Genomic DNA, 20,224 nt, shown 5'->3' with positions numbered 1-20,224 from the left:
TCAAACAGGTGTAACTTCTGCCCCAGAGAATTTGAGCGATCGCTCAAACATCAGGTTGACCTGGGGGAATCAGATGGGTCAGATCAATCTCTACGTGGAGGCGCGCATCCGTGCCGATCTCGACGAGCTGTGGGCGCGTACCCAGGAGCCGTCCGAGCATCAGCGCTGGGACCTCCGTTTCACCGACATCGACTACCTCCCGCGGGCCGACGGGGAACCGCAGCACTTCCGGTACGCCACGCGCCTCCTGCCCGGCCTCTCGATCGCCGGGACCGGCGTCTCGGCCGGTGAGAAGGAGCGCCCCGACGGCACCCGCACCTCCGCCCTGCGCTTCTCCTCCCCGCATCCGCTCTCGCTGCTCGCCGAGGGCAGCGGCTACTGGCGGTACGTCCCGGACGGCGACGGGGTCCGCTTCCTGACCGGCTACGACTACCGGCCCCGCTGGGGCGCCTTCGGCGCGTGCGCCGACCGGCTGCTGTTCCGTCCGCTCATGGGCTGGGCCACGGCCTGGTCCTTCGACCGGCTCCGGCTGTGGCTGGAGCGCGGGATCACCCCGGAGCGGGCGCGCGCGAACTGGCTGGCCGAACTGCTGCTGCGGGCCCTGGTGATCGTCCTCGCCTGCACGGGCTTCGGCTACGGCAGCCTGCTGCGCCTGACCGGGCCGCTGGCGCCGCTCTTCTTCTACTGGATGCCCGCGCTCGCCCTGGTCGCCCTCGCCCTGGCCCTCCTCGCCCCGCCCCTGCCCGGCACCCCGGCCGCCCGCCGCTGCCTGCGCCGCCCACCGAGCCGCGTCCACGCACCCCGGCTCCTGCGCACTTTGGAGAGCCCGCGATGACCAAGCCTGCCGCGCACGGGGGTGGGCCCGCGGCGATCGTGTCTTCTTCGCACCGGAGGGATTTCGCGGCGATTGTGCCGTCGCACCGGACGGACCCCGCAGTGACCGCGCCGGCCGCGCACGGGGACGGCCCGCGGCGACCGCGCCTCCCGTGCACCCGAGAGACCCCGCGGCGACCGCGCCTTCCCCCCGGACAGGCGCGGCGACCGCGCCTTCCCCCGGACGGACCCCCGGCGACCGCGCCTGCCCCCCGGACAGACCCCCGGCGACCGCGCCCCCACGCACCCGAGAAATCCCGCGACGACCGCGCCCTTGCGTACCCAGGAGACCCCGCGATGACCATGCCTCCCGTGCACTCCGAAAAGCCCGCTTCCCTTGCGTCGCCCGCCGCGACCTCGATCTTCCGTACCGCGATGGGCCCGGCCTTCGAGGCCCTCCACCCCCAGCTCCAGCGCCGCTTCTCGGTGGGTCTGGCGAGTGGGGAGGCCTGTACGGGCCGGGGTGTCATGGATCGGATCTGGCACGGTGGGGCCTTGGTGAAGCCGTTTCTTGCGCTCGGCACCACCCGCAACATCCTTGTCCCGCGCACCGGCCGGAACATTCCCTTCGTCATCGAGAACGTGCCGTACGCCGACACCTACGGCCGTGAGACGGTGACCTTCGTGCGTACCTTCGACCTGCCCGGCCGCTCCCGTCGCTTCGACGCCCAGATGGTCCTGGGACCCCAAGGCGACCGGGTCCTCGACTACCTCGGCACCCACCAGCACCTGGCCACCGACCTCCACTTCCACGCCGAGCCCGACGGCTCGCTCCTCATCCGCTCCGGCGAACACCGGTTCAGGGAGGGCGTGGTGGACGTCCGCGTGCCCGAGCTGATCGGCGCGACGGCCGAGGTCCGCGAGTCGTACGACGACGTGACGGGCCGCTTCCGTATCCGGGTCAGGGTCGTCAACAAGTACTTCGGGCCCCTCTTCGGCTACGAGGGCTCCTTCAAGGCGACGTACAGCGACATCCGCACCTGCGGCGTCCGACCCGGCCTGCGCCCGGTCCGCGAGGAGTCGCGCGCGTGAGCCCGGAGACCGCGAAGTCGGCGGAGACGAAGACCAAGCTGCTGGAAGGCGCGCTGCGGACCCTCGTCGACCAGGGGATCGCCAAGGCGTCGGCCCGTACGATCGCCTCGGCGGCGGGCGTCAACCAGGCCCTGGTCTTCTACCACTTCGGCTCGGTCGACGAACTCCTCGCGGCGGCCTGCCGGTACGGCGCCGAGCAGGCCGTGGCCCGCTACCGCCCCCGCTTCGACCAGGTGGGCTCGCTCTCCGAACTCCTCGTGGTGGGACGGCAGATCCACGAGGAGGAGCGCTCCGGCGGCCATGTCGCCCTCCTCGGCCAGCTCCTGGCCGGCGCCCAGACCCATGAGAGCCTCGCGGCGGCCACGGCTGCGGGTCTCGAGTCCTGGATCACCGAGATCGAGAAGGTCCTCCGCAGGGTCCTCGCGGGTACCCCCTTCGAGGAGTTCACCGATCCGGCGGGCCTGGCGAGGGCGGTCGCCGCGTCCTTCGTGGGCATCGAACTGTACGAGGGCGTGGACCTGCCGGGCGCGACGGCCGCGCTGGACGCCCTGGAGCAACTCGGTGTGCTGGTGGCCGCCTTGGAGGAACTGGGCCCGGTGGCCCAGCGTGCGGTACGACTTCATCTGCGGCGCACGAACCGCCGTTGACCCGCAACACCTGTACCCGAGAGGACCCCATGTCCACCGACGGCCTGTACGAGATCCTGGACGACCGCTTCCGCAGCGGGCGTTGCACGAACGGCGACAGCAGGCTGGAGGTGCTGTACGACGACTGCCGCTGGGCCGAGGGGCCGCTGTATCTGCCCGCGTGGCGGCAGTTGATCTGGAGCGACATCCCCAACGACCGCATCCTGCGCTGGGACGAGGCCTCCGGAGCGGTGGGGGTGTTCCGCAGTCCGGCCGGGTTCAGCAACGGCAACACCCTCGACCGGCAAGGGCGGTTGGTGACGTGTGAGCAGGGCAATCGGAGGGTCACCCGTACCGAGGCCGACGGGACGGTCACCGTCCTGGCCACGCACTACAGCGGCAAGCGGCTCAACTCGCCGAACGACTCCGTCGTCCGCTCCGACGGCACGATCTGGTTCTCCGACCCGGACTTCGGCATCGTCAGCGACTACGAGGGGCATCGCGCCGAGTCCGAGATCGGCGCCTGCAACGTCTACCGGATCGACCCGGTGGACGGGCGGGTGCACCTCGCCGCCGACGGGTTCGAGGGGCCCAACGGCGTCATCCTGTCCCCGGACGAGCGGCGGCTGTACGTCTCCGACTCCCGCGCCGCGCGCATCCACGTGTACGACGTCCACGACGACGGCACGCTCTCCGGCGGGAAGGTCTTCGCCGAGGCCCGTGACGGCGTGCACTTCGACAACATCCGGCTCGACGACGAGGGCCGCCTGTGGGCCGCCGCGCTCGCCGACGGGGTCCACTGCTACGACCCCGACGGCACCCTCATCGGCCGGCTGCGGGTGCCCGAGCCGGTCGCCAACATCGCCTTCGGCGGGCCCCGGAACAACCGTCTGTTCATCGCCGCCACCACCTCGCTGTACTCGCTGGTGATGTCCGTGACCGGGGCCCCGCGCCTCTGAGTCCACGGTCGCCCGGCTGGACCCTCCCAGTTCGACACACCCAGGAAACTCCACTTTTGTGTCTCTATCGGGCATAACGGATGTTTCGATCACTGGAGGGCGCTGTGCGGCCGGAGGGCTACGACTACGACACCTACAGCCGACTCGCCGGACCGCTGACGGAGCCGTCCGGCACGTCCTACCGGGTGCAGTACACCTCACTCCTCTCCGGCGAGCCGCACCGAATACGCGCCATCCTGCTGATGTCCCTCGCACCGGTGCTCACCGGCGCCCTGCTCGTGTACCTCGTCTGGCCGACCCACTGGGTCGAGCGCGAGGGCGGCGACGCGTGGATGGTCTGGCTCGACATCACGATGCTCATAGCCATCGGGCTCATCGAGCTGTTCATGGTCGTCAACGTGGTCTCCGTGGCCCACGCGACCCTCGTCGCCCGTGACCCCGTACCCGTCACCCCCGAACCCGGCACCCGCGTCGCCTTCCTCACGACGTACGTCCCGGGCAAGGAACCCCTCTCGATGGTCCGCGCCACCCTCGAAGGCGCCACGAAGGTCACCCACACCGGCCCGCTCGACGTCTGGCTCCTCGACGAAGGGGACGACGAACAGGCGAGGGCCCTGTGCGCGGAACTCGGCGTCCGGCACTTCACCCGCCACGGCGTCCCGGAGTGGAACCGCTCCAAGGGCGTCCACAAGGCCCGCACCAAGCACGGCAACTACAACGCGTGGATCGCCATGCACGGCGCCGAGTACGAGTTCTTCGCCTCGGTCGACACCGACCATGTGCCGCTGCCCAACTTCCTTGAGCGGATGATGGGTTACTTCCGTGACCCGGACGTCTCCTTCGTCGTCGGACCGCAGGTGTACGGCAACTACCACCACCCCGTCACCAAGGCCGCCGAGTCGCAGCAGTTCCTCTTCCACGCGCTGATCCAGCGGGCCGGCAACCGCTACCGCGCACCGATGTTCGTCGGCACCAACAACGTCGTACGGATCGCGGCCGTCAAGCAGATCGGCGGGCTGTACGACTCCATCACCGAGGACATGGCCACCGGCTTCGAGCTGCACCGGCACCGTAATCCGAAGACCCGCCACCACTGGCGTTCCGTCTACACCCCGGACGTCCTCGCCGTCGGCGAGGGGCCGGCCTCCTGGACGGACTTCTTCACCCAGCAGATGCGCTGGTCGAGGGGGACGTACGAGACGCTGTTCAAGCAGTACTGGAAGGCGCCGTTCACGATGCCGCCCGGGCGGCTGTTCTCGTACACGCTGATGCTCGTCTACTACCCGATGACGGCCGTCAACTGGTTCCTCGGCATCCTCAGCTGCTTCCTCTTCCTCTGGTTCGGCGCGTCCGGCACCCAGGTCGCCGCTTCTGTCTGGCTGATGCTCTACAGCGACGCCGCCGCCCTCCAGATCGGCCTCTACCTGTGGAACCGCCGCCACAACGTCTCCCCGCACGAACCCGAGGGCTCGGGCGGCCTCGCGGGCATGGCGATGTCGGCGCTCTCGGCGCCCATCTACCTCAAGTCCTTCGGCGCGGCCCTGCTCCGCCGCCCCAGCCGCTTCGTCGTCACCCCCAAGGGCGGGGACGCCAGCCCGGACCGGCTCCTCACCTTCCGCATCCATCTCTTCTGGGCGGTCCTCCTCGGGACCTCGCTGGCCGCCTCGGTCGTCCTCGACCACACCCATGTGGCCATGCGCACCTGGGCGGTCCTCGCGATGGTCATCTCGCTGGCCCCGGTGGGGGTCTGGGCGGCCACCCTGCTGAAGGAGCGCCGCGAGCGGCAGTCGCTGCACGCCTCCGCCCGGGTCGTCGACGGCAGCGAGCCCGCCCTCGCCACCACCTCCAGCACCACGACAGGAGGCAACTAGGCCATGGCCTACCAGCCGTCCCAGAAGACCAAGAAGACCGTTCTCGGTATCGGCGGCATCGCCATCCTCGCCGGCCTCAACGCCCCGGCCGCACTGGACTTCGCCGGGAAGCAGTACAACGCGTACAAGATCGCGCAGCCGGAGTACCAGGCGAAGTACGGGAGTTGGGCGACGGTCGACATCCCGGAGCAGTACCGCACCAACGCCATCCACGCGGCGCTCCTGCACACCGGCAAGGTCCTGATCGTCGCGGGCTCCGGCAACGAGCAGAAGAAATTCGACGAGGGCTCCTTCGACACGATCCTGTGGGACCCGAAGACGGACACCTTCAAGAAGATCCCCACACCCGACGACTTCTTCTGCTCCGGCCACGCCCAACTCCCCGACGGCCGCATGCTCGTGGCCGGGGGCACCGCCCGCTACGAACTCCTCGACGGCGAGATCGACCGGGCCGGCGGCGGAATGCGGGTGAAGAACGAGAACCCCGACAAGGCCATGGTCCTGAAGAAGGGCACCCGCTTCCGCTCGCCCGCCGGAGTCGAGTACGTCACCAGGTTCGACGTCACCGTCCCGAAGGCGAAGAAGAAGTTCAAGGTCACCTACAACGCCCGTGGTGTGATGCAGCCCTGGCAGACGAAGGTGACGGCCTCCGAGGCCCGCGTCTTCGTGGAAGCTGTGGAGAAGGGCCCGATGTCGGTCACCGAGAAGCAGGCCCAGTACGAGGTGGTCGGCCTTAAGGGCAAGGACGCGGCCAACACGTACGGCCTGTCGGAGAAGATCACCCTCGACAAGCAGGACTTCCAGGGCATCCGCGCCGCCTACGAGTTCGACCCGGTCGCCGAGCGGTACATCCCCGTCGACCCGATGGACAAGGCCCGTTGGTACCCCACCCTCGTCGGCCTGGACGACGGCCGGGTCCTCGCCGTCTCCGGACTGGACGACGTCGGGGTGATCGACCCCGGTGACAACGAGATTTACGACCCGAAGACCAAGAAGTGGTCCCGCGGCCCCAAGCGGTACTTCCCCACCTACCCCGCGCTCTTCCTCACCAAGGGCGGCAAGCTCTTCTACCCGGCCTCCAACGCCGGTTACGGGCCCGCCGACAAGGGCCGCGAGCCGGGCCTGTGGGATCTGAAGACCAACACCTTCGAGAAGATCCCGGGCCTGCGCGACGCCGACGAGACCGAGACCTCGGCCTCCCTGCTGCTGCCGCCCGCGCAGGACCAGAAGGTGATGATCCTCGGCGGCGGAGGCGTCGGCGAGTCCAAGAAGTCGACCCCGCGCACCGCGGTCGTCGACCTCAAGGAGGAGAACCCCGTCTTCAAGGACGGCCCCAACCTCCCCCAGGGCACGCGCTACCTGAACAGCGTGATCATGCCGGACGACACCGTCTTCACCTCGAACGGCTCCGAGGACTACCGCGGTCGCAGTGCCAGCAACATCCTCAAGGCGCAGTTCTACGACCCCAAGGACAACGTCTTCCATGAGGCGGCGTCCCCGACGGTCGGCCGCAACTACCACTCCGAGGCGCTGCTGCTGCCCGACGGCAGGGTCGCCACCTTCGGCTCCGACCCGCTCTTCGACGACCAGCAGAACACCAAGCTCGGTCACTTCGAGCAGCGCATGGAGGTCTTCACGCCGCCCGCCCTGCACCGGGGCGGCGCCGACCGGCCCGTACTGCGGGGCGGCACGGAGGTCCTCGGCGAGAACCACCGCGCGACCTACCGCACCGACCACCCCGACCGGATCGTCAAGGCCCGGCTCATGCGGCCGAGCGCGGTCACCCACACCACCGACGTCGAGCAGCGCTCCATCGAACTGGGCCTGACCAAGGACGCCCACTCGGTGACGGTCGAGGTGCCGAAGGACCCGAGCCTCGTCCCGCCCGGCTGGTACATGCTGTTCGTGACGGACGCGGACGGCACGCCGTCGGAGGCGAAGTGGATCCAGGTGAAGTGACCTACGAGCCCTGGGCGTTGCGGGCGAGGCCCAGGGCGTACTCCGGCCACCACTGTCCGGCGGCCGGACCGCCCTCGCAGGTGCCGTCCGACTCGCCGGGCCGCTTCACCCACAGATAGGCGTCGAGGGCGGGCTCGTCGGTCCTCGTGGTCGGCCGGGTGCCCAGGGCCCTGCCGGGCGGGTTGCACCAGGCGCCCGGCAGCGGCCCGTTGCCGTTGCGGCTGGAGTCGATGACGAAGTGCTTGCCGCCGAGGTCCTGGGACAGCCGGAGGCCGTACTTCTTGGTGACGGCGTCGGTCTGGAAGTTGGAGACGTTGAGCGAGAACCCGTCCGCGGTCTCCAGCCCGGCCCGCTTCAGCGGCTCGACCAGCTTTTCCGGGTCCCGGATCCAGGACGGGTTGCCCGCGTCCAGGTACACCTTGGTGTTCGGCTGCTGCTTGAGCCGGTCGATCGCCTCGCCCAGCAGCCGCTCCCGCTCGGCGTGGTACTCGCCGGGCGTGCAGCCGTCCACGATGTGCGCGACGGCGTCGGGCTCCAGCACCACCAGCGCCTTGGCGTCGCCGAGCGCCTGAGCGAACCTGCCGATCCAGTCCCGGTAGGTGTCCGCGTCCGCGGCTCCGCCCGCCGAGTGCTGACCGCAGTCCCGGTGCGGGATGTTGTACGCCACGAAGAGCGCCGTACGGTCCTCGGCCTTCGCCGCCGAGGTCGCCGCCCGCACGGTGGGGCCGGGGTCGATCTCCCCGGCCGGCCACAGCGCGGCGGGCTGGTCGGCGATCTTCCGCAGCAGCGCCGCGTCCGCCGTACGCCCCTCGCGCCGCCACAGCTCGATCTGCTCGGCGGCGGGTCCGGCCGGGTCGACCCAGAAGGGCGAGTCCGGGTCCGGGCTCGCGTTCGCGCTGGCCGCGGCGGCTACGGAGGCCTCGTCCACGGAGGCGGATGAGCAGCCGGCGGTGAGAGCGAAGAGGGTGAGGGCGGCGAGGGTGTGGGTCAGCCGGGACATGCTGCTCCCTTGCGCGAGGGTGGGCGTTTAGCGACGATATGTAACCCATCGTTACATGTGGGGTGGGTTTGATTCCGACTAGGAGCTCGGGTCGGAGGGTTGTGTGTCGGGTGCGGGTCCGTGGGGCTTGTTCGCGCAGTTCCCCGCGCCCCCTTTTTCACGGCGTTGTACTGAGGGCGATTCCCAGTGGGGTTCGTTCGTAGAGGACCTGGTGGGCGTATCTCCGTGAGGTCAGGAGGCCAGCCTCGCGCAGGACCGTCAGATGGGCCGACACCGACGACGGGGCCAGGCCCAGGCGGTGGGCCAGTGCCGTGGTGGTGGCGGGTTCGTCGAGGGCGGTCAGGACCGCTGCCCGGCCCCGCCCGAGGAGTCGTACCAGCGCGTCCGGCGTACGGTCGGCGGGCTCCGTCCACAGGCCGCCGATGCCGCGCGCCGGATACACGAGCATCGGCTGCCACGGCGGATCGAAGGCGCTGACCACGTCCGGCCAGACGAAGACGCTGGGCATGAGCACGAGCCCCTGCCCGGCGAGCCGCCGCTCGTGCCGACCGTTGCTCTCGACCGTCAGCGTCCCCGCGTCCCAGCCGCACCGCCGGTTGATCTCCGGCAGCAGACCGCCCAGCCCCACCTCGGCCAGCCGCCGTGAGTGGAACGCCACGTCGGCCTCCAGCAGGGCGCGCAGCCGGGGCCAGTCCGGTTCGATGAGCCGGTGCCAGGCCTCCTCCATGGCGTCCGCCAGCTCCCGCACCATCCGCGCCGGATCGGCCAGCCAGGCCCGCCCGTACGGCGAGTCCAGCGCGCCCGGGGTGTCCGCGAGGGACTTGGCGGTGTCCTCCCGGGCGGCCTCGGGATCGGCGGCCCGGACCGCCGCGATCTCCTCCTCGAAGCCGGCCGCGCTGCTCGGCGGTGGGCACAGCCAGTCGGGGGAGTGCCCGCGGCGCGGCATCAGCAGCCACAGCGGGGTGAGGTCGAGCGTGGCGGCGGCGTCCCGGATCCGCCGCAGCCAGGGCGCGTGATAGCCGTGCCGGTCCGGCCGCTTGAGGGTACGGACCGCGTCCTGCGTCTCCCACAACGGCGACACGGCGAAGCGGCAGCGGAGGAAGTCGTCCTCCCCGAAATGCAGACGAGAGGGCATGGGGGCCGTCCGTATCAGAGAAGGGGAAGATTCGGCTGACGCCGAAACTCTAGGGCGCGGGCCCGGCGCCGGTCACGCTGCTGCCCATGACGGACACCCTCAGCGCCCCACCCACCGGCTACGCCCGCGTCTTCGCCGTACGGGAGTTCCGCGCGGTCTTCGCGGCACACCTGCTCTCGCTCCTGGGTGTGGTGGTCGCCGAGATCGCGCTGTCCGTCCTCGTCTACGACCTGACCGGCTCGCCCCTGCTGAGCGCGCTCGCGTTCGCGCTCGGTTTCCTGCCGTACGTCGTCGGCGGCACCCTTCTCGCGGGGATCGCCGACCGTTTCCCGGCCCGGCGGGTGCTGGTGCTGTGCGACCTGGTGTGCGCGGCGTGCGTGCTGCCGATGACGCTGCCGGGCGCGCACATCGCGGTGCTGCTCGCGCTGCGGTGTGCGCTGGCCGTGGTGTCGCCGGTGTTCGCCGGGACGCGGATGGCGACACTGGCCGACATCCTCGGCGACGGTGACCTGTTCGTACTGGGCCGCTCGCTGCTGCGGATCGTGTCGCAGGGGGCGCTGCTCGCCGGGTACGGGGTCGGGGGGCTGCTGCTGACGGCCGTATCCCCACGTCACGCCTTGCTGATCACGGTGGTCACCTTCTGTGCCTCGGCGGGACTGCTGCGGCTCGGTACGCGGCGGCGGCCGGCGCGGGCGGGCGGAGGCTCGCTGGTGACGGATTCCCTGAAGGGCGCGAGGCAGGTGCTGGCGGACCGCAGGACCAGGGTGCTGCTGTTCCTGTTCTGGGTGCCGCCGATGTTCTCGGTGGTGCCGGAGGCGCTGGCGGCGCCGTACGCCGATGACCTGGGCGTCGGTTCGGTGGGGCTCGGGCTGCTGATGTGCGCGCTGCCGGTGGGCACGATCGTGGGCGAGCTGTGGGCGGGGGCGCGGCTGCGTCCCGCGGCGAGGGAAGGGATCGCGCTCCCGCTGGTGTGTGTGACGCTGCTCCCGTACGTGGGCTACGCCCTGCACCCCGGCCTGCCGCTCGCCCTCCTGCTCCTCTTCGTCTCGGGTGCCGGGTCGGCGTACACGCTGGGGCTGGACCAGTGGTTCGTGCGGGCGGTGCCGGAGGGGCTGCGCGGGCGGGCGATGACCTTGCTCACGGCCGGGCTGATGACGATCCAGGGGGTGGGGATGGCGCTCGCGGGGGTCGCGGCGGAGTTCGCGGGGGTGGCGTGGACGGTCGCGGGGGCGGGGGTGCTGGGGGCGGGATGCTGTGTGCTGCTGGCCGTCGAGGCCCGCACGACCGGGCGGCTCGGGACCGCGCGGACCGAATACCAAGACGGGGCTGACCACCATGTGACCGGCCGGTAAGGTCGGTGCCGTGCCGAAGCCCCTCAGTCTTCCCTTCGATCCCATCGCCCGCGCCGACGAACTCTGGAAGCAGCGCTGGGGAAACGTGCCGTCGATGGCCGCGATCACGTCGATCATGCGCGCCCACCAGATCCTCCTCGCCGAGGTCGACGCGGTGGTCAAGCCCTACGGACTGACCTTCGCGCGGTACGAGGCCCTGGTCCTGCTCACCTTCTCCAAGGCCGGCGAGCTGACCATGTCCAAGATCGGCGAACGCCTGATGGTGCACCCCACGTCGGTGACGAACACGGTGGACCGCCTGGTCAAGTCGGGCCTGGTCGACAAGAAGCCCAACCCCAACGACGGGCGCGGCACGCTCGCCGTCATCACCGACAAGGGCCGCGAGGTCGTCGAGGCCGCGACCCGCGACCTCATGGCCATGGACTTCGGCCTCGGGGTGTACGACGCGGAGGAGTGCGGCGAGATCTTCGCGATGCTGAGACCCCTGCGAGTAGCAGCGAACGACTTCGACGAGGACTGACCCGGGCCAAGATCTCCCGGAACCGCCGGTTACGCTCGAACGCATGAAAAAGAGCGTGCTGACCCGCTACCGCGTCATGGCCTACGTCACCGGCGTGCTGCTCGTCCTGCTGACCCTGGGCGTCATCGCCAAGTACCTGTTCAAGATGGACGGCGCGGACAGCTTCACCAGCGTGGTCGGCATCGCCCACGGCTGGCTGTACGTCATCTACCTGGTCTTCGCCTTCGACCTGGGGTCCAAGGCGAAGTGGCCGGTCAAGAAGCAGCTCTGGGTGCTTCTTGCAGGAACGATTCCCACGGCCGCGTTCTTCGTGGAGCGCAAGGTCACGCGCGAGCTGGAGGCCCGGGTCTCCGAGGACAGCGCGGTCGTCGCCAAGGCGTGACTCCACCGCCGCGAGAGTGACCCTCCAGGGCTCGCGGCGGTTGCCCATCGACATTTACTAGGACGTCCTAGTAAATTCAGAGGTATGGACGCTGACGCCATCGAAGAGGGCCGCCGACGGTGGCAGGCCCGGTATGACTCCTCCCGTACGCGGGAGGCTGACTTCACCACGCTCTCCGGGGATGCCGTGGAGCCGGTGTACGGGCCTCGGGCGGGGGATCGGTACGAGGGGTTCGAGCGGATCGGGTGGCCCGGGGAGTACCCGTACACCCGAGGGCTGTATGCCACGGGGTACCGGGGGCGGACGTGGACCATCCGGCAGTTCGCCGGGTTCGGGAACGCCGAGCAGACCAACGAGCGGTACAAGATGATCCTCGCCAATGGTGGGGGCGGGCTGTCCGTTGCTTTTGACATGCCTACCCTCATGGGGCGGGACTCCGATGATCCGCGGTCGCTCGGGGAGGTCGGGCACTGCGGGGTCGCCATTGACTCCGCCGCCGACATGGAGGTGCTGTTCAAGGACATCCCGCTCGGGGACGTCACCACCTCCATGACCATCAGTGGGCCCGCTGTTCCGGTCTTCTGTATGTACCTCGTTGCCGCTGAGCGGCAGGGGGTTGATCCCGGTGTGCTCAACGGGACGCTTCAGACCGACATCTTCAAGGAGTACATCGCCCAGAAGGAGTGGCTCTTCCAGCCCGAGCCCCATCTGCGGCTCATCGGGGATCTGATGGAGTACTGCGCGGCGGGCATTCCTGCCTACAAGCCGCTCTCCGTCTCCGGGTATCACATCCGGGAGGCCGGCTCCACCGCCGCGCAGGAGCTTGCCTACACCCTCGCCGACGGGTTCGGGTACGTGGAGTTGGGGCTCTCGCGCGGGCTCGACGTGGATGTGTTCGCTCCGGGCCTCTCGTTCTTCTTCGACGCGCACGTCGATTTCTTCGAGGAGATCGCCAAGTTCCGTGCGGCCAGGAGGATCTGGGCGCGGTGGATGCGGGATGTGTACGGGGCCCAGTCGGAAAAGGCTCAGTGGTTGCGGTTCCACACGCAGACCGCGGGTGTTTCGCTGACTGCTCAGCAGCCTTACAACAACGTCGTACGGACCGCCGTCGAGGCGCTCGCCGCCGTGCTCGGCGGTACCAACTCCCTGCACACCAACGCCCTCGACGAGACCCTCGCGCTGCCCAGCGAGCAGGCCGCCGAGATCGCGCTGCGCACCCAGCAGGTCCTCATGGAGGAGACCGGGGTCGCCAACGTCGCGGATCCGCTGGGCGGTTCCTGGTACGTCGAGCAGCTGACCGACCGCATCGAGGCCGACGCCGAGAAGATCTTCGAGCAGATCAAGGAGCGCGGGCTGCGGGCGCACCCCGACGGGCAGCACCCCATCGGGCCGATCACCTCCGGGATCCTGCGCGGCATCGAGGACGGATGGTTCACCGGGGAGATCGCCGAGTCCGCGTTCCAGTACCAACGGGCCCTGGAGAAGGGCGACAAGAGGGTGGTGGGCGTCAACGTCCACCACGGCTCCGTCACCGGGGACCTGGAGATCCTGCGGGTCTCCCACGAGGTCGAGCGGGATCAGGTGCGGGAGCTGGGCGCCCGTAAGGCGGGAAGGGACGACGCCGCTGTGCGGGGGGCGCTGGACGCCATGCTCGCCGCCGCGCGGGACGGGTCCAACATGATCGGGCCGATGCTCGACGCCGTACGGGCCGAGGCGACGCTGGGCGAGATCTGCGGGGTGCTGCGGGACGAGTGGGGGGTGTACACGGAGCCCGCCGGGTTCTGACGGAGAGCGCCGGCCGGGGTGTCACGCCGTCTGTGACGCCCCGGCCAGACCCAGCAACAGCACCCGTGTGAACCCCCGGACCCACTCCTCGTCCGCCGGTTCCGCGCTCACCAGGGTCCGGTGGACCACCGCGCCCGCCACCACGTCGAAGATCAGGTCGACCGTGCGGGACGCCTCCCCGGGGTCGGTCTCGGGGGGCAGCTCGCCGCGCGTCTGTGCTCGCGCCCGGCCCTCCAGGACCAGGCGCTTCTGGCGGTCGACGATCGAGGCGCGGATACGTTCGCGCAGGGCGTCGTCGCGGGTCGATTCCGCCACGACCGCCATCAGGCCGCTCTTCGCCTCCGGGCGGGCCAGGATCGCCGCGAACTGGAGGACCACGCCCTCGATGTCGGCGGCCAGGGTGCCGCGGTCGGGGAGGCGCAGTTCGTCGAAGAGTTCCGCCACCGCGTCGACGACGAGTTCGTTCTTGCCCGGCCAGCGGCGGTACAGAGTCGTTTTCGCAACCGCCGCCCTCGTCGCCACGTCTCCCAGCGTGAGCTTGGACCAGCCCAGCTCCACCAGCGCCTCCCGGGTGGCCGCGAGGATCGCGGCGTCCGCGGCGGCGGAGCGGGGGCGTCCGGTGGCGCGCGGGACGGGAGTGCGGCTCTGCATCCACCGACCATAACCGGCCTTTCCTGTGAAGCCGTGAGGGAGATCACCGGGGAGTGGTCGCGAGGAGGCACTGAGTGCCATTACGCTACGACTCGTAGCGAAACCACTGGCGTGGGGTGGGGACCCGGCGTCGAACAGCGCACCGCAGGACCGGTACAGAGTCTGACCAGCTTTCATGATGCTTTTCACGTACGCGCGCGAACGGGGGAGGATAGGCGCATGCAGCCACGGAACATGTCCATGAGCGGAGTCGTCGACCTCGCCGCGGTGAAGGCGGCCCAGGAGGCCAAGGCGAAGGCGGAGCAGGCGCGGGCCGAGGCGGCCCGGCAGGGCGGCGGCCCGGGTGCCGTCTCGCCCGCCGATCTCGTCATCGACGTCGACGAGGCCGGATTCGAGCTCGAGGTCTTGCAGCGCTCCACCGAGGTGCCGGTCGTCATCGACTTCTGGGCCGAGTGGTGCGAGCCCTGCAAGCAGCTCAGCCCGGTGCTCGAGCAGCTCGTCCTCGAGTACAACGGACGCCTCCTCCTCGCCAAGATCGACGTCGACGCCAACCAGATGCTGATGCAGCAGTTCGGGGTCCAGGGGATCCCGGCCGTCTTCGCCGTCGTCGCCGGGCAGGCCCTGCCGCTCTTCCAGGGCGCCGCCGGCAAGGAGCAGATCCAGCAGACCCTGGACCAGCTGGTCCAGGTCGCCGAGCAGCGCTTCGGTCTCACCGGCCTCGCCGTCGACCCCGACGCCGCGCCCGGTGCCGAGCGGGCCGCCGCTCCGGCCGCTCCGGCCGGGCCCTACGACGCCCTCCTGGAGGCCGCCGTACAGGCCCTGGACGCGGGGGACTTCGGCGGTGCGGTGCAGGCGTACAAGAACGTCCTGAGCGACGACCCGGGCAACACGGAGGCCAAACTGGGCCTCGCCCAGGCCGAGTTGCTGCACCGGGTGCAGGGACTCGACCCGCAGCAGGCGCGGCAGGACGCGGCCGCGAAGCCGGGAGACGTGGCGGCCCAGGTCGCCGCGGCCGACCTGGATCTGGTCGGCGGGCATGTCGAGGACGCCTTCGGGCGGCTCATCGAGACCGTCGGTCGCACGACCGGCGACGACCGGGACGCCGTACGCGTGCGGCTGTTGGAGCTGTTCGAGGTCGTCGGGCCCGATGACCCGCGGGTGACGGCGGCGCGCCGGGCGCTCGCGCGGGCGCTGTTCTGACCGGGGCGAGGACCCCGTTCTGAGCAGCCTCTAAACACCCGGGCATGTGGTGCCCGAGTGAAAGATTTGCCGATGGAGCATCACTGCGGCCGCGCTTTACCAAATCTTGGTAATCGCGGCCGCTGTTACTGGAAGTAAGTTCTGGACGTTGTTCTGTCGGACTATGTCCAGCCGTCAACGGCTTTGTCCGGCCCCGGAGTGCTACCGGGAGTCGTCGACCGAGACCAGCGGGTCGTTGTTCGGTTATCCGGCCGTTACTACCGAGTAACGAAGCCCCTTGTGCGGGCGGCGAGAATGCACCACGATCGGCGACGCTCGGTCCATTCCCCGTACCCCGACAGCCGGTCGGGCCCGCGGGAACTCCTGGGTCCCCACCGAGCAGAGCCGACGGCAGTGGAGCCGGCTCTTGGACAGGGGGGTCTTCGTCCACTCGGCGAAGCCTGTCCAGGTTGTGCGTGATGTGCGTCAGGCGCGACCAGTGGTTGTCGCTCGGGGGTGATCGCCGGTGATCGGTGCGCGGTTCGCGCCTGAGTACGGGCGCTCCCCTTCCCGAGGACGTAGCACTTCTCCCATCCCTGCCCGGCTGAGCCGTCTTGTTCGACAGGGGCAGTCAGGGTCAGGAGATGTACGTCCGAGAAGGAGGAAATATGGAGTCCCAGGTGCGTGGCGGGACCAGATGGAAGCGGTTCGCCGTCGTCATGGTGCCCAGCGTGGCCGCCACGGCTGCGATAGGTGTCGCCCTCGCGCAGGGCGCTCTCGCCGCGTCGTTCAGTGTGTCGGGTCAGTCGTTCAAGGTGACGACCGACCAGCTCGACGGCAAGGGCTTCGTCCAGTACGGAGCCATTGACTCGGGTTACACGATGAGCGGCCAGAAGACGGCCCACCCGGTCGCGGTGTCGGGCTTCAAGTCCGCGACCATCAAGAACCTGTGCCAGTCGGTTGTCACCCCTGACATCCCGCTGCTCGGTTCCGTCAGCCTCATCCTGAAGGCCGGCGGTGGCGACACCCCGGTCGAGGCCGAGAACCTGTACATCGACGTCGCCGACCTCAGTGCCGACGCCACCTTCCGTGGCATCGACATCGGCGTCGCGGCCAAGGACGCGGCCAAGGGCCCGGGTATCGCCAAGGGCGACACCGCGAACCCGTACGGGTTCGCCCAGCAGGCCGACTCGGTCACCCTGACCGGTGTGAAGCAGACGGCGTGGGCGACCACCGCCGGAACCTTCAAGCTCAGCGGCCTGAAGATGTCGCTGGCCACGGGTGTCAAGGAGTGCTACTAAGCACTCGCTGACGGGCGGGGGAGCCGGTGGCACCCCCGCCCGTCCCCTCTCCGGCCGCTGTTCGCACGTTCTCCACAAGCGGTCGCACGAAGCACAACTCACCACCACAGCAACACCGTGACAGGGAGCTGTTTTCCATGAGCGCCGAGACTCCTGCCGTACCCGGCCACGATGAGCACTACCTCCGGGTCGCCAAGCGGAAGTTCCGCGGCTGGCGGGGTGACCGGCCGTTCTGGGCCGGCCTGTTCGTCATGCTCGGCGGACTCCCCATTGCTTACTTCCCGTACGCGAACCTCCAGATCGGCCATCTGACGCTGGCGATGGCCACCACCGCGGGCGCGGGATCCCTGATCATCGGTGTGCTGCTGGTCGTTCTCGGCGTCAGCCTCTGGTTCCAGAAGCACGTCCGCACCTTCGCGGGCGTCGCGGCGATCCTGCTGGCCCTGGTGTCCATCCCGGTCTCGAACCTCGGCGGCTTCCTCATCGGCTTCCTCTTCGCCCTCGTCGGCGGAGCGATGGCCGTGGCGTGGGTGCCGGGCGAGGCGCCCGAGGCGCCGACGGTACCGCAGGCCGGTGCGGGGGAGAGTGACGCGCCGCAGGGCGCGGTCCCCACGCTCTCCAAGGACGCGTACGACGTTGGTGAGCCGAACGATCTGTCAGGAACGAGCCCGGCGAACGGGGCGAACGGGAGGCACAGTGCCGGCTGACGAGGTGACCCACGGGACTGATGTGGACGAGTCCCGTGTGAGAACCGGGCCGCGGCACGCGGCACCCAAGAAGCCGCTGTTCACCCGGTTCCACATGCCGGCAGGCAAGGCGATAGCCCTGGCGGCGATGCCGACGGCGGTCCTCATGGGGATGGGATTCACGCCGACGCTCGCCAACGCCGAGGACCAGCCCGCCGCGAAGAGCCTCACGGCGGACGAGTACAAGGACTGTGTCGCGGCCCTGGAGGACGGCGCGTCCGCGTCGGCCTCGCCGTCCGCGAGCGGCTCCGACGACGAGGCGACGCCGACCCCCTCGGCCTCCGAGTCCAAGGACTCCGGCTCCTCCGACTCCTCGGACAGCGACTCCTCGGACAGCGGCTCTTCGGGCAGCGGCTCTTCGTCGGATTCAGGTTCCGACGACGAGGCCACGCCCACGCCGTCCGCGTCCGCCTCCAACGAGGCGCAGTCGGGCAGCACGGCCACGCCCTCGCCCTCGGCCTCCGAGAGCAGCGGCAACGTGCTGGACGAGATCGGCGACGCGATCACCGGCATCTTCACGGGTGGCGAGAGCGCGTCCCCGTCCGCGAGTGCCAGCCCGACGCCGTCGGCCTCCGCGACCGACGACGCCGCGGACGACTCGAAGGACGACGCGACCGACGCCGTCAAGGACACCACCGAGAAGGTCACCGACACGGTCGAGGACACCGTGAAGGACACGACCGACACGGCGACCAAGGCGGCCGAGGACACCACCGACGCGGTGAAGGAGGCGGCCGCCGAGGCCACCGCCAGCCCGTCGGCGAGCTCCACCACGGACCCGGACGACTGCCCGGTCGCCACGGACGCGGAGAGCGGCATCGACAACACCGTGCCGCTGCCCGACGACCCCTGGTACCTGAACGCCAGCTCGCTGCTGCTGAAGGGCGCCGACTACAAGGGCATCGTCGAGGTGAAGACGGCCAACGGCACCAAGAAGAAGGTGCTGAAGTACGTCATCTCCGACGGCACCGACATCGGCGACCTGCACCAGACGGTCAACGACGAGCAGTCCGGCAAGACCTACCACGTGCAGGCGGCCAAGGGCTCGACGTCGACCATCCGGGACGGCGAGACGGTGATGTACACGGAGTCCATCTCCGGGAACCTGCTGGGCCTGATCCCGATCACGTTCGACCCGGACAACCCGCCGCCGCTCAACATCCCGCTGATCTACTTCACCAAGGTGAAGGTCGTGCAGGCCGGCCAGTTCGGCGGGACCCTGCACGTGCCCGGGCTGCATCAGTACATCGACTGAGCGCCCCTGCAAGCCCGTTCGGGAGCCGCACAAGCGCTGAGGGCGCCCCCTGTCGCAGGGGGCGCCCTCAGCGTCGTACAGAGCTCTCTGGAGCTACTTCTCGCCGCCCAGGTGGTGGACCCGGACCATGTTGGTGGTGCCGGGGACGCCGGGGGGTGAGCCGGCGGTGATGATGACGACGTCGCCGTCGCTGAAGCGGTTCAGCTTGGAGACCTCGCCGTCGACCAGGTCGACCATCTCGTCGGTGCTGTTCACGAACGGCACGACGTGCGACTCCACGCCCCAGCTGAGCGTCAGCTGGTTGCGGGTGCCCTCGTCAGTGGTGAACGCGACGATCGGCTGGGCGGCGCGGTAGCGGCTCAGCCGGCGGGCGGTGTCACCGGACTTGGTGAAGGCGATCAGGCCCTTGCCGCCGAGGAAGTCGGCGATCTCGCAGGCGGCGCGGGCGACCGAACCACCCTGCGTGCGCGGCTTCTTGCCGGGGACGAGGGGCTGGAGACCCTTGCTCAGCAGCTCTTCCTCGGCCGCCTGGACGATCTTCGACATCGTCTTGACGGTCTCGATCGGGTAGGCGCCGACCGAGGACTCCGCCGACAGCATGACCGCGTCCGCGCCGTCCAGGATCGCGTTGGCCACGTCGGAGGCCTCGGCGCGGGTGGGGCGGGAGTTGGTGATCATCGACTCCATCATCTGGGTCGCCACGATCACCGGCTTGGCGTTGCGGCGGCACAGCTCGATGAGGCGCTTCTGCACCATCGGAACCTTCTCGAGCGGGTATTCGACGGCGAGGTCACCACGGGCGACCATCACGGCGTCGAACGCCATCACGACGTCCTCCATGTTCGCCACCGCCTGCGGCTTCTCCACCTTGGCGATGACCGGGACGCGACGACCCTCCTCGTCCATCACCTTGTGGACGTCCTGCACGTCGCCCGCGTCCCGGACAAAGGAGAGCGCGACCATGTCGCAGCCCATGCGCAGCGCGAAACGGAGGTCCTCGACGTCCTTCTCGGACAGCGCGGGCACGTTGACGGCCGCGCCGGGCAGGTTGATGCCCTTGTGGTCGGAGACGACACCGCCCTCGATGACGATCGTCTTGACCCGCGGGCCCTCGACGTCCAGGACCTTCAGCTCGACGTTGCCGTCGTTGATGAGGATCTGGTCGCCGCGCGAGACGTCGCCCGGCAGGCCCTTGTAGGTCGTCCCGCAGATGGACTTGTCACCCGGGACGTCCTCGGTGGTGATGACGAACTCGTCACCACGCTCCAGCTCGACCGGGCCCTCGGCGAAGGTCTCCAGACGGATCTTCGGGCCCTGGAGGTCGGCGAGGACACCGATGGCCTTACCGGTCTCCTTGGCCGCGGCACGGACGCGGTCGTACCGGCCCTGGTGCTCGGCGTGGCTGCCGTGGCTGAAGTTGAAGCGGGCCACGTTCATGCCGGCTTCGATCAGGGACACGAGCATTTCGTGGGAGTCGACCGCGGGGCCGAGAGTACAGACGATTTTCGAACGGCGCATGGGGCGATCCTATCGGTTTGTTTCGCAACGGAATATTCCGTCTGGCGGAAGATACAAATGGGCGGCAATGCGCTCACGCG

Annotated in this window: 18 protein-coding genes; 14 read left to right on the top strand and 4 right to left on the bottom strand. The window is 69.6% G+C overall.

From position 1 onward, the window contains the following. Nucleotides 1-82 precede the first annotated feature (82 nt). From OG866_RS13730 to OG866_RS13705, 6 genes are all read left to right on the top strand, one after another. Entirely contained in the window at nt 83-835 is a 753-nt protein-coding gene (locus tag OG866_RS13730) for a hypothetical protein (protein ID WP_329344085.1), read from the top strand. 341 nt (nt 836-1,176) lie between these two features. After that, nucleotides 1,177-1,905: a DUF4166 domain-containing protein gene (locus OG866_RS13725; RefSeq protein ID WP_329344083.1), complete on the top strand. Its 729-nt coding sequence runs from the start codon at nt 1,177-1,179 to the stop codon at nt 1,903-1,905. After that, nucleotides 1,902-2,552, top strand: coding sequence for a TetR/AcrR family transcriptional regulator (locus OG866_RS13720; protein ID WP_329334599.1), 651 nt, complete (start codon nt 1,902-1,904; stop codon nt 2,550-2,552). The genes OG866_RS13725 and OG866_RS13720 overlap by 4 nt, the downstream gene beginning before the upstream one ends. Nucleotides 2,553-2,581: 29 nt before the next feature. Further along, on the top strand, nt 2,582-3,490 hold the full coding sequence (locus OG866_RS13715) for an SMP-30/gluconolactonase/LRE family protein (protein WP_329334598.1): 909 nt from the start codon (nt 2,582-2,584) through the stop codon (nt 3,488-3,490). Nucleotides 3,491-3,594: 104 nt separating this feature from the next. Further along, nucleotides 3,595-5,361 (top strand): glycosyltransferase family 2 protein, encoded by a 1,767-nt coding sequence (locus OG866_RS13710; RefSeq protein ID WP_329334596.1) that lies wholly within the window; start codon nt 3,595-3,597, stop codon nt 5,359-5,361. Nucleotides 5,362-5,364: 3 nt separating this feature from the next. Next, the gene (locus OG866_RS13705) at nt 5,365-7,320 is read left to right on the top strand and encodes a kelch motif-containing protein (RefSeq protein WP_329334594.1); all 1,956 of its coding nucleotides are present in this window, start codon (nt 5,365-5,367) and stop codon (nt 7,318-7,320) included. Nucleotide 7,321: 1 nt separating this feature from the next. On the opposite strand, the gene OG866_RS13700 is transcribed toward OG866_RS13705, so the two are convergent. Both OG866_RS13700 and OG866_RS13695 read right to left on the bottom strand, forming a co-directional pair. After that, nucleotides 7,322-8,320 carry a glycoside hydrolase family 6 protein gene (locus OG866_RS13700; protein WP_329334592.1) on the bottom strand — a complete coding sequence of 333 codons (999 nt, stop codon included), beginning with the start codon at nt 8,318-8,320 and terminating at the stop codon, nt 7,322-7,324. A gap of 157 nt (nt 8,321-8,477) precedes the next feature. Next, nucleotides 8,478-9,455: an ArsR/SmtB family transcription factor gene (locus tag OG866_RS13695; protein ID WP_329334590.1), complete on the bottom strand. Its 978-nt coding sequence runs from the start codon at nt 9,453-9,455 to the stop codon at nt 8,478-8,480. Between the two features lie 86 nt (nt 9,456-9,541). On the opposite strand from OG866_RS13695, the gene OG866_RS13690 reads away from it, so the two are divergent. The 4 genes from OG866_RS13690 to OG866_RS13675 all read left to right on the top strand — a co-directional run bounded on the left by OG866_RS13690 (nt 9,542) and on the right by OG866_RS13675 (nt 13,494). Then, nucleotides 9,542-10,807, top strand: coding sequence for an MFS transporter (locus OG866_RS13690; RefSeq protein ID WP_329334588.1), 1,266 nt, complete (start codon nt 9,542-9,544; stop codon nt 10,805-10,807). A 10-nt stretch (nt 10,808-10,817) separates the two neighbouring features. Further along, nucleotides 10,818-11,327 (top strand): MarR family winged helix-turn-helix transcriptional regulator, encoded by a 510-nt coding sequence (locus tag OG866_RS13685; RefSeq protein ID WP_097269112.1) that lies wholly within the window; start codon nt 10,818-10,820, stop codon nt 11,325-11,327. Between the two features lie 43 nt (nt 11,328-11,370). Beyond that, on the top strand, nt 11,371-11,709 hold the full coding sequence (locus OG866_RS13680; protein WP_329334585.1) for a DUF3817 domain-containing protein: 339 nt from the start codon (nt 11,371-11,373) through the stop codon (nt 11,707-11,709). Nucleotides 11,710-11,793: 84 nt separating this feature from the next. Next, complete coding sequence (locus OG866_RS13675; protein ID WP_329334583.1) at nt 11,794-13,494, top strand: acyl-CoA mutase large subunit family protein; 1,701 nt, start codon at nt 11,794-11,796, stop codon at nt 13,492-13,494. Between the two features lie 21 nt (nt 13,495-13,515). Here OG866_RS13675 and OG866_RS13670 read toward each other — a convergent pair whose 3' ends face one another. Continuing rightward, nucleotides 13,516-14,145: a TetR/AcrR family transcriptional regulator gene (locus tag OG866_RS13670; RefSeq protein ID WP_329334581.1), complete on the bottom strand. Its 630-nt coding sequence runs from the start codon at nt 14,143-14,145 to the stop codon at nt 13,516-13,518. Nucleotides 14,146-14,364: 219 nt separating this feature from the next. Between OG866_RS13670 and OG866_RS13665 the strand changes: the two genes are divergently transcribed. The 4 genes from OG866_RS13665 (at nt 14,365) to OG866_RS13650 (ending at nt 18,626) form a co-directional block, all read left to right on the top strand. Further along, complete coding sequence (locus OG866_RS13665; protein ID WP_329334579.1) at nt 14,365-15,345, top strand: tetratricopeptide repeat protein; 981 nt, start codon at nt 14,365-14,367, stop codon at nt 15,343-15,345. Between the two features lie 647 nt (nt 15,346-15,992). Next, entirely contained in the window at nt 15,993-16,625 is a 633-nt protein-coding gene (locus OG866_RS13660; protein ID WP_329334577.1) for a DUF6230 family protein, read from the top strand. Nucleotides 16,626-16,762: 137 nt separating this feature from the next. Further along, complete coding sequence (locus OG866_RS13655) at nt 16,763-17,332, top strand: DUF6114 domain-containing protein (protein ID WP_329334575.1); 570 nt, start codon at nt 16,763-16,765, stop codon at nt 17,330-17,332. Continuing rightward, nucleotides 17,322-18,626, top strand: a complete 1,305-nt coding sequence (locus OG866_RS13650; RefSeq protein ID WP_329334573.1) for a hypothetical protein — start codon at nt 17,322-17,324, stop codon at nt 18,624-18,626. The genes OG866_RS13655 and OG866_RS13650 overlap by 11 nt, the downstream gene beginning before the upstream one ends. A 93-nt stretch (nt 18,627-18,719) precedes the next feature. On the opposite strand, the gene pyk is transcribed toward OG866_RS13650, so the two are convergent. Continuing rightward, complete coding sequence (gene pyk / locus OG866_RS13645; RefSeq protein WP_329334571.1) at nt 18,720-20,144, bottom strand: pyruvate kinase; 1,425 nt, start codon at nt 20,142-20,144, stop codon at nt 18,720-18,722. Nucleotides 20,145-20,224 lie beyond the last annotated feature (80 nt).

It is taken from the genome of Streptomyces sp. NBC_00663, assembly GCF_036226885.1.
Lineage (GTDB): Bacteria > Actinomycetota > Actinomycetes > Streptomycetales > Streptomycetaceae > Streptomyces.
This window is presented reverse-complemented; position numbering and strand designations above follow the sequence as displayed.

What these genes read in the sequence shown, in the direction of transcription:
- OG866_RS13725 (WP_329344083.1), top strand. Translation starts at nt 1,177, where the DNA reads ATGCCTCCCGTGCACTCCGAAAAGCCCGCTTCCCTTGCGTCGCCCGCC.
- OG866_RS13715 (WP_329334598.1), top strand. Translation starts at nt 2,582, where the DNA reads ATGTCCACCGACGGCCTGTACGAGATCCTGGACGACCGCTTCCGCAGC.
- OG866_RS13705 (WP_329334594.1), top strand. Translation starts at nt 5,365, where the DNA reads ATGGCCTACCAGCCGTCCCAGAAGACCAAGAAGACCGTTCTCGGTATC.
- OG866_RS13700 (WP_329334592.1), bottom strand. Translation starts at nt 8,320, where the DNA reads ATGTCCCGGCTGACCCACACCCTCGCCGCCCTCACCCTCTTCGCTCTC.
- OG866_RS13695 (WP_329334590.1), bottom strand. Translation starts at nt 9,455, where the DNA reads ATGCCCTCTCGTCTGCATTTCGGGGAGGACGACTTCCTCCGCTGCCGC.
- OG866_RS13690 (WP_329334588.1), top strand. Translation starts at nt 9,542, where the DNA reads ATGACGGACACCCTCAGCGCCCCACCCACCGGCTACGCCCGCGTCTTC.
- OG866_RS13680 (WP_329334585.1), top strand. Translation starts at nt 11,371, where the DNA reads ATGAAAAAGAGCGTGCTGACCCGCTACCGCGTCATGGCCTACGTCACC.
- OG866_RS13675 (WP_329334583.1), top strand. Translation starts at nt 11,794, where the DNA reads ATGGACGCTGACGCCATCGAAGAGGGCCGCCGACGGTGGCAGGCCCGG.
- OG866_RS13670 (WP_329334581.1), bottom strand. Translation starts at nt 14,145, where the DNA reads ATGCAGAGCCGCACTCCCGTCCCGCGCGCCACCGGACGCCCCCGCTCC.
- OG866_RS13665 (WP_329334579.1), top strand. Translation starts at nt 14,365, where the DNA reads ATGCAGCCACGGAACATGTCCATGAGCGGAGTCGTCGACCTCGCCGCG.
- OG866_RS13660 (WP_329334577.1), top strand. Translation starts at nt 15,993, where the DNA reads ATGGAGTCCCAGGTGCGTGGCGGGACCAGATGGAAGCGGTTCGCCGTC.
- OG866_RS13655 (WP_329334575.1), top strand. Translation starts at nt 16,763, where the DNA reads ATGAGCGCCGAGACTCCTGCCGTACCCGGCCACGATGAGCACTACCTC.
- pyk (WP_329334571.1), bottom strand. Translation starts at nt 20,144, where the DNA reads ATGCGCCGTTCGAAAATCGTCTGTACTCTCGGCCCCGCGGTCGACTCC.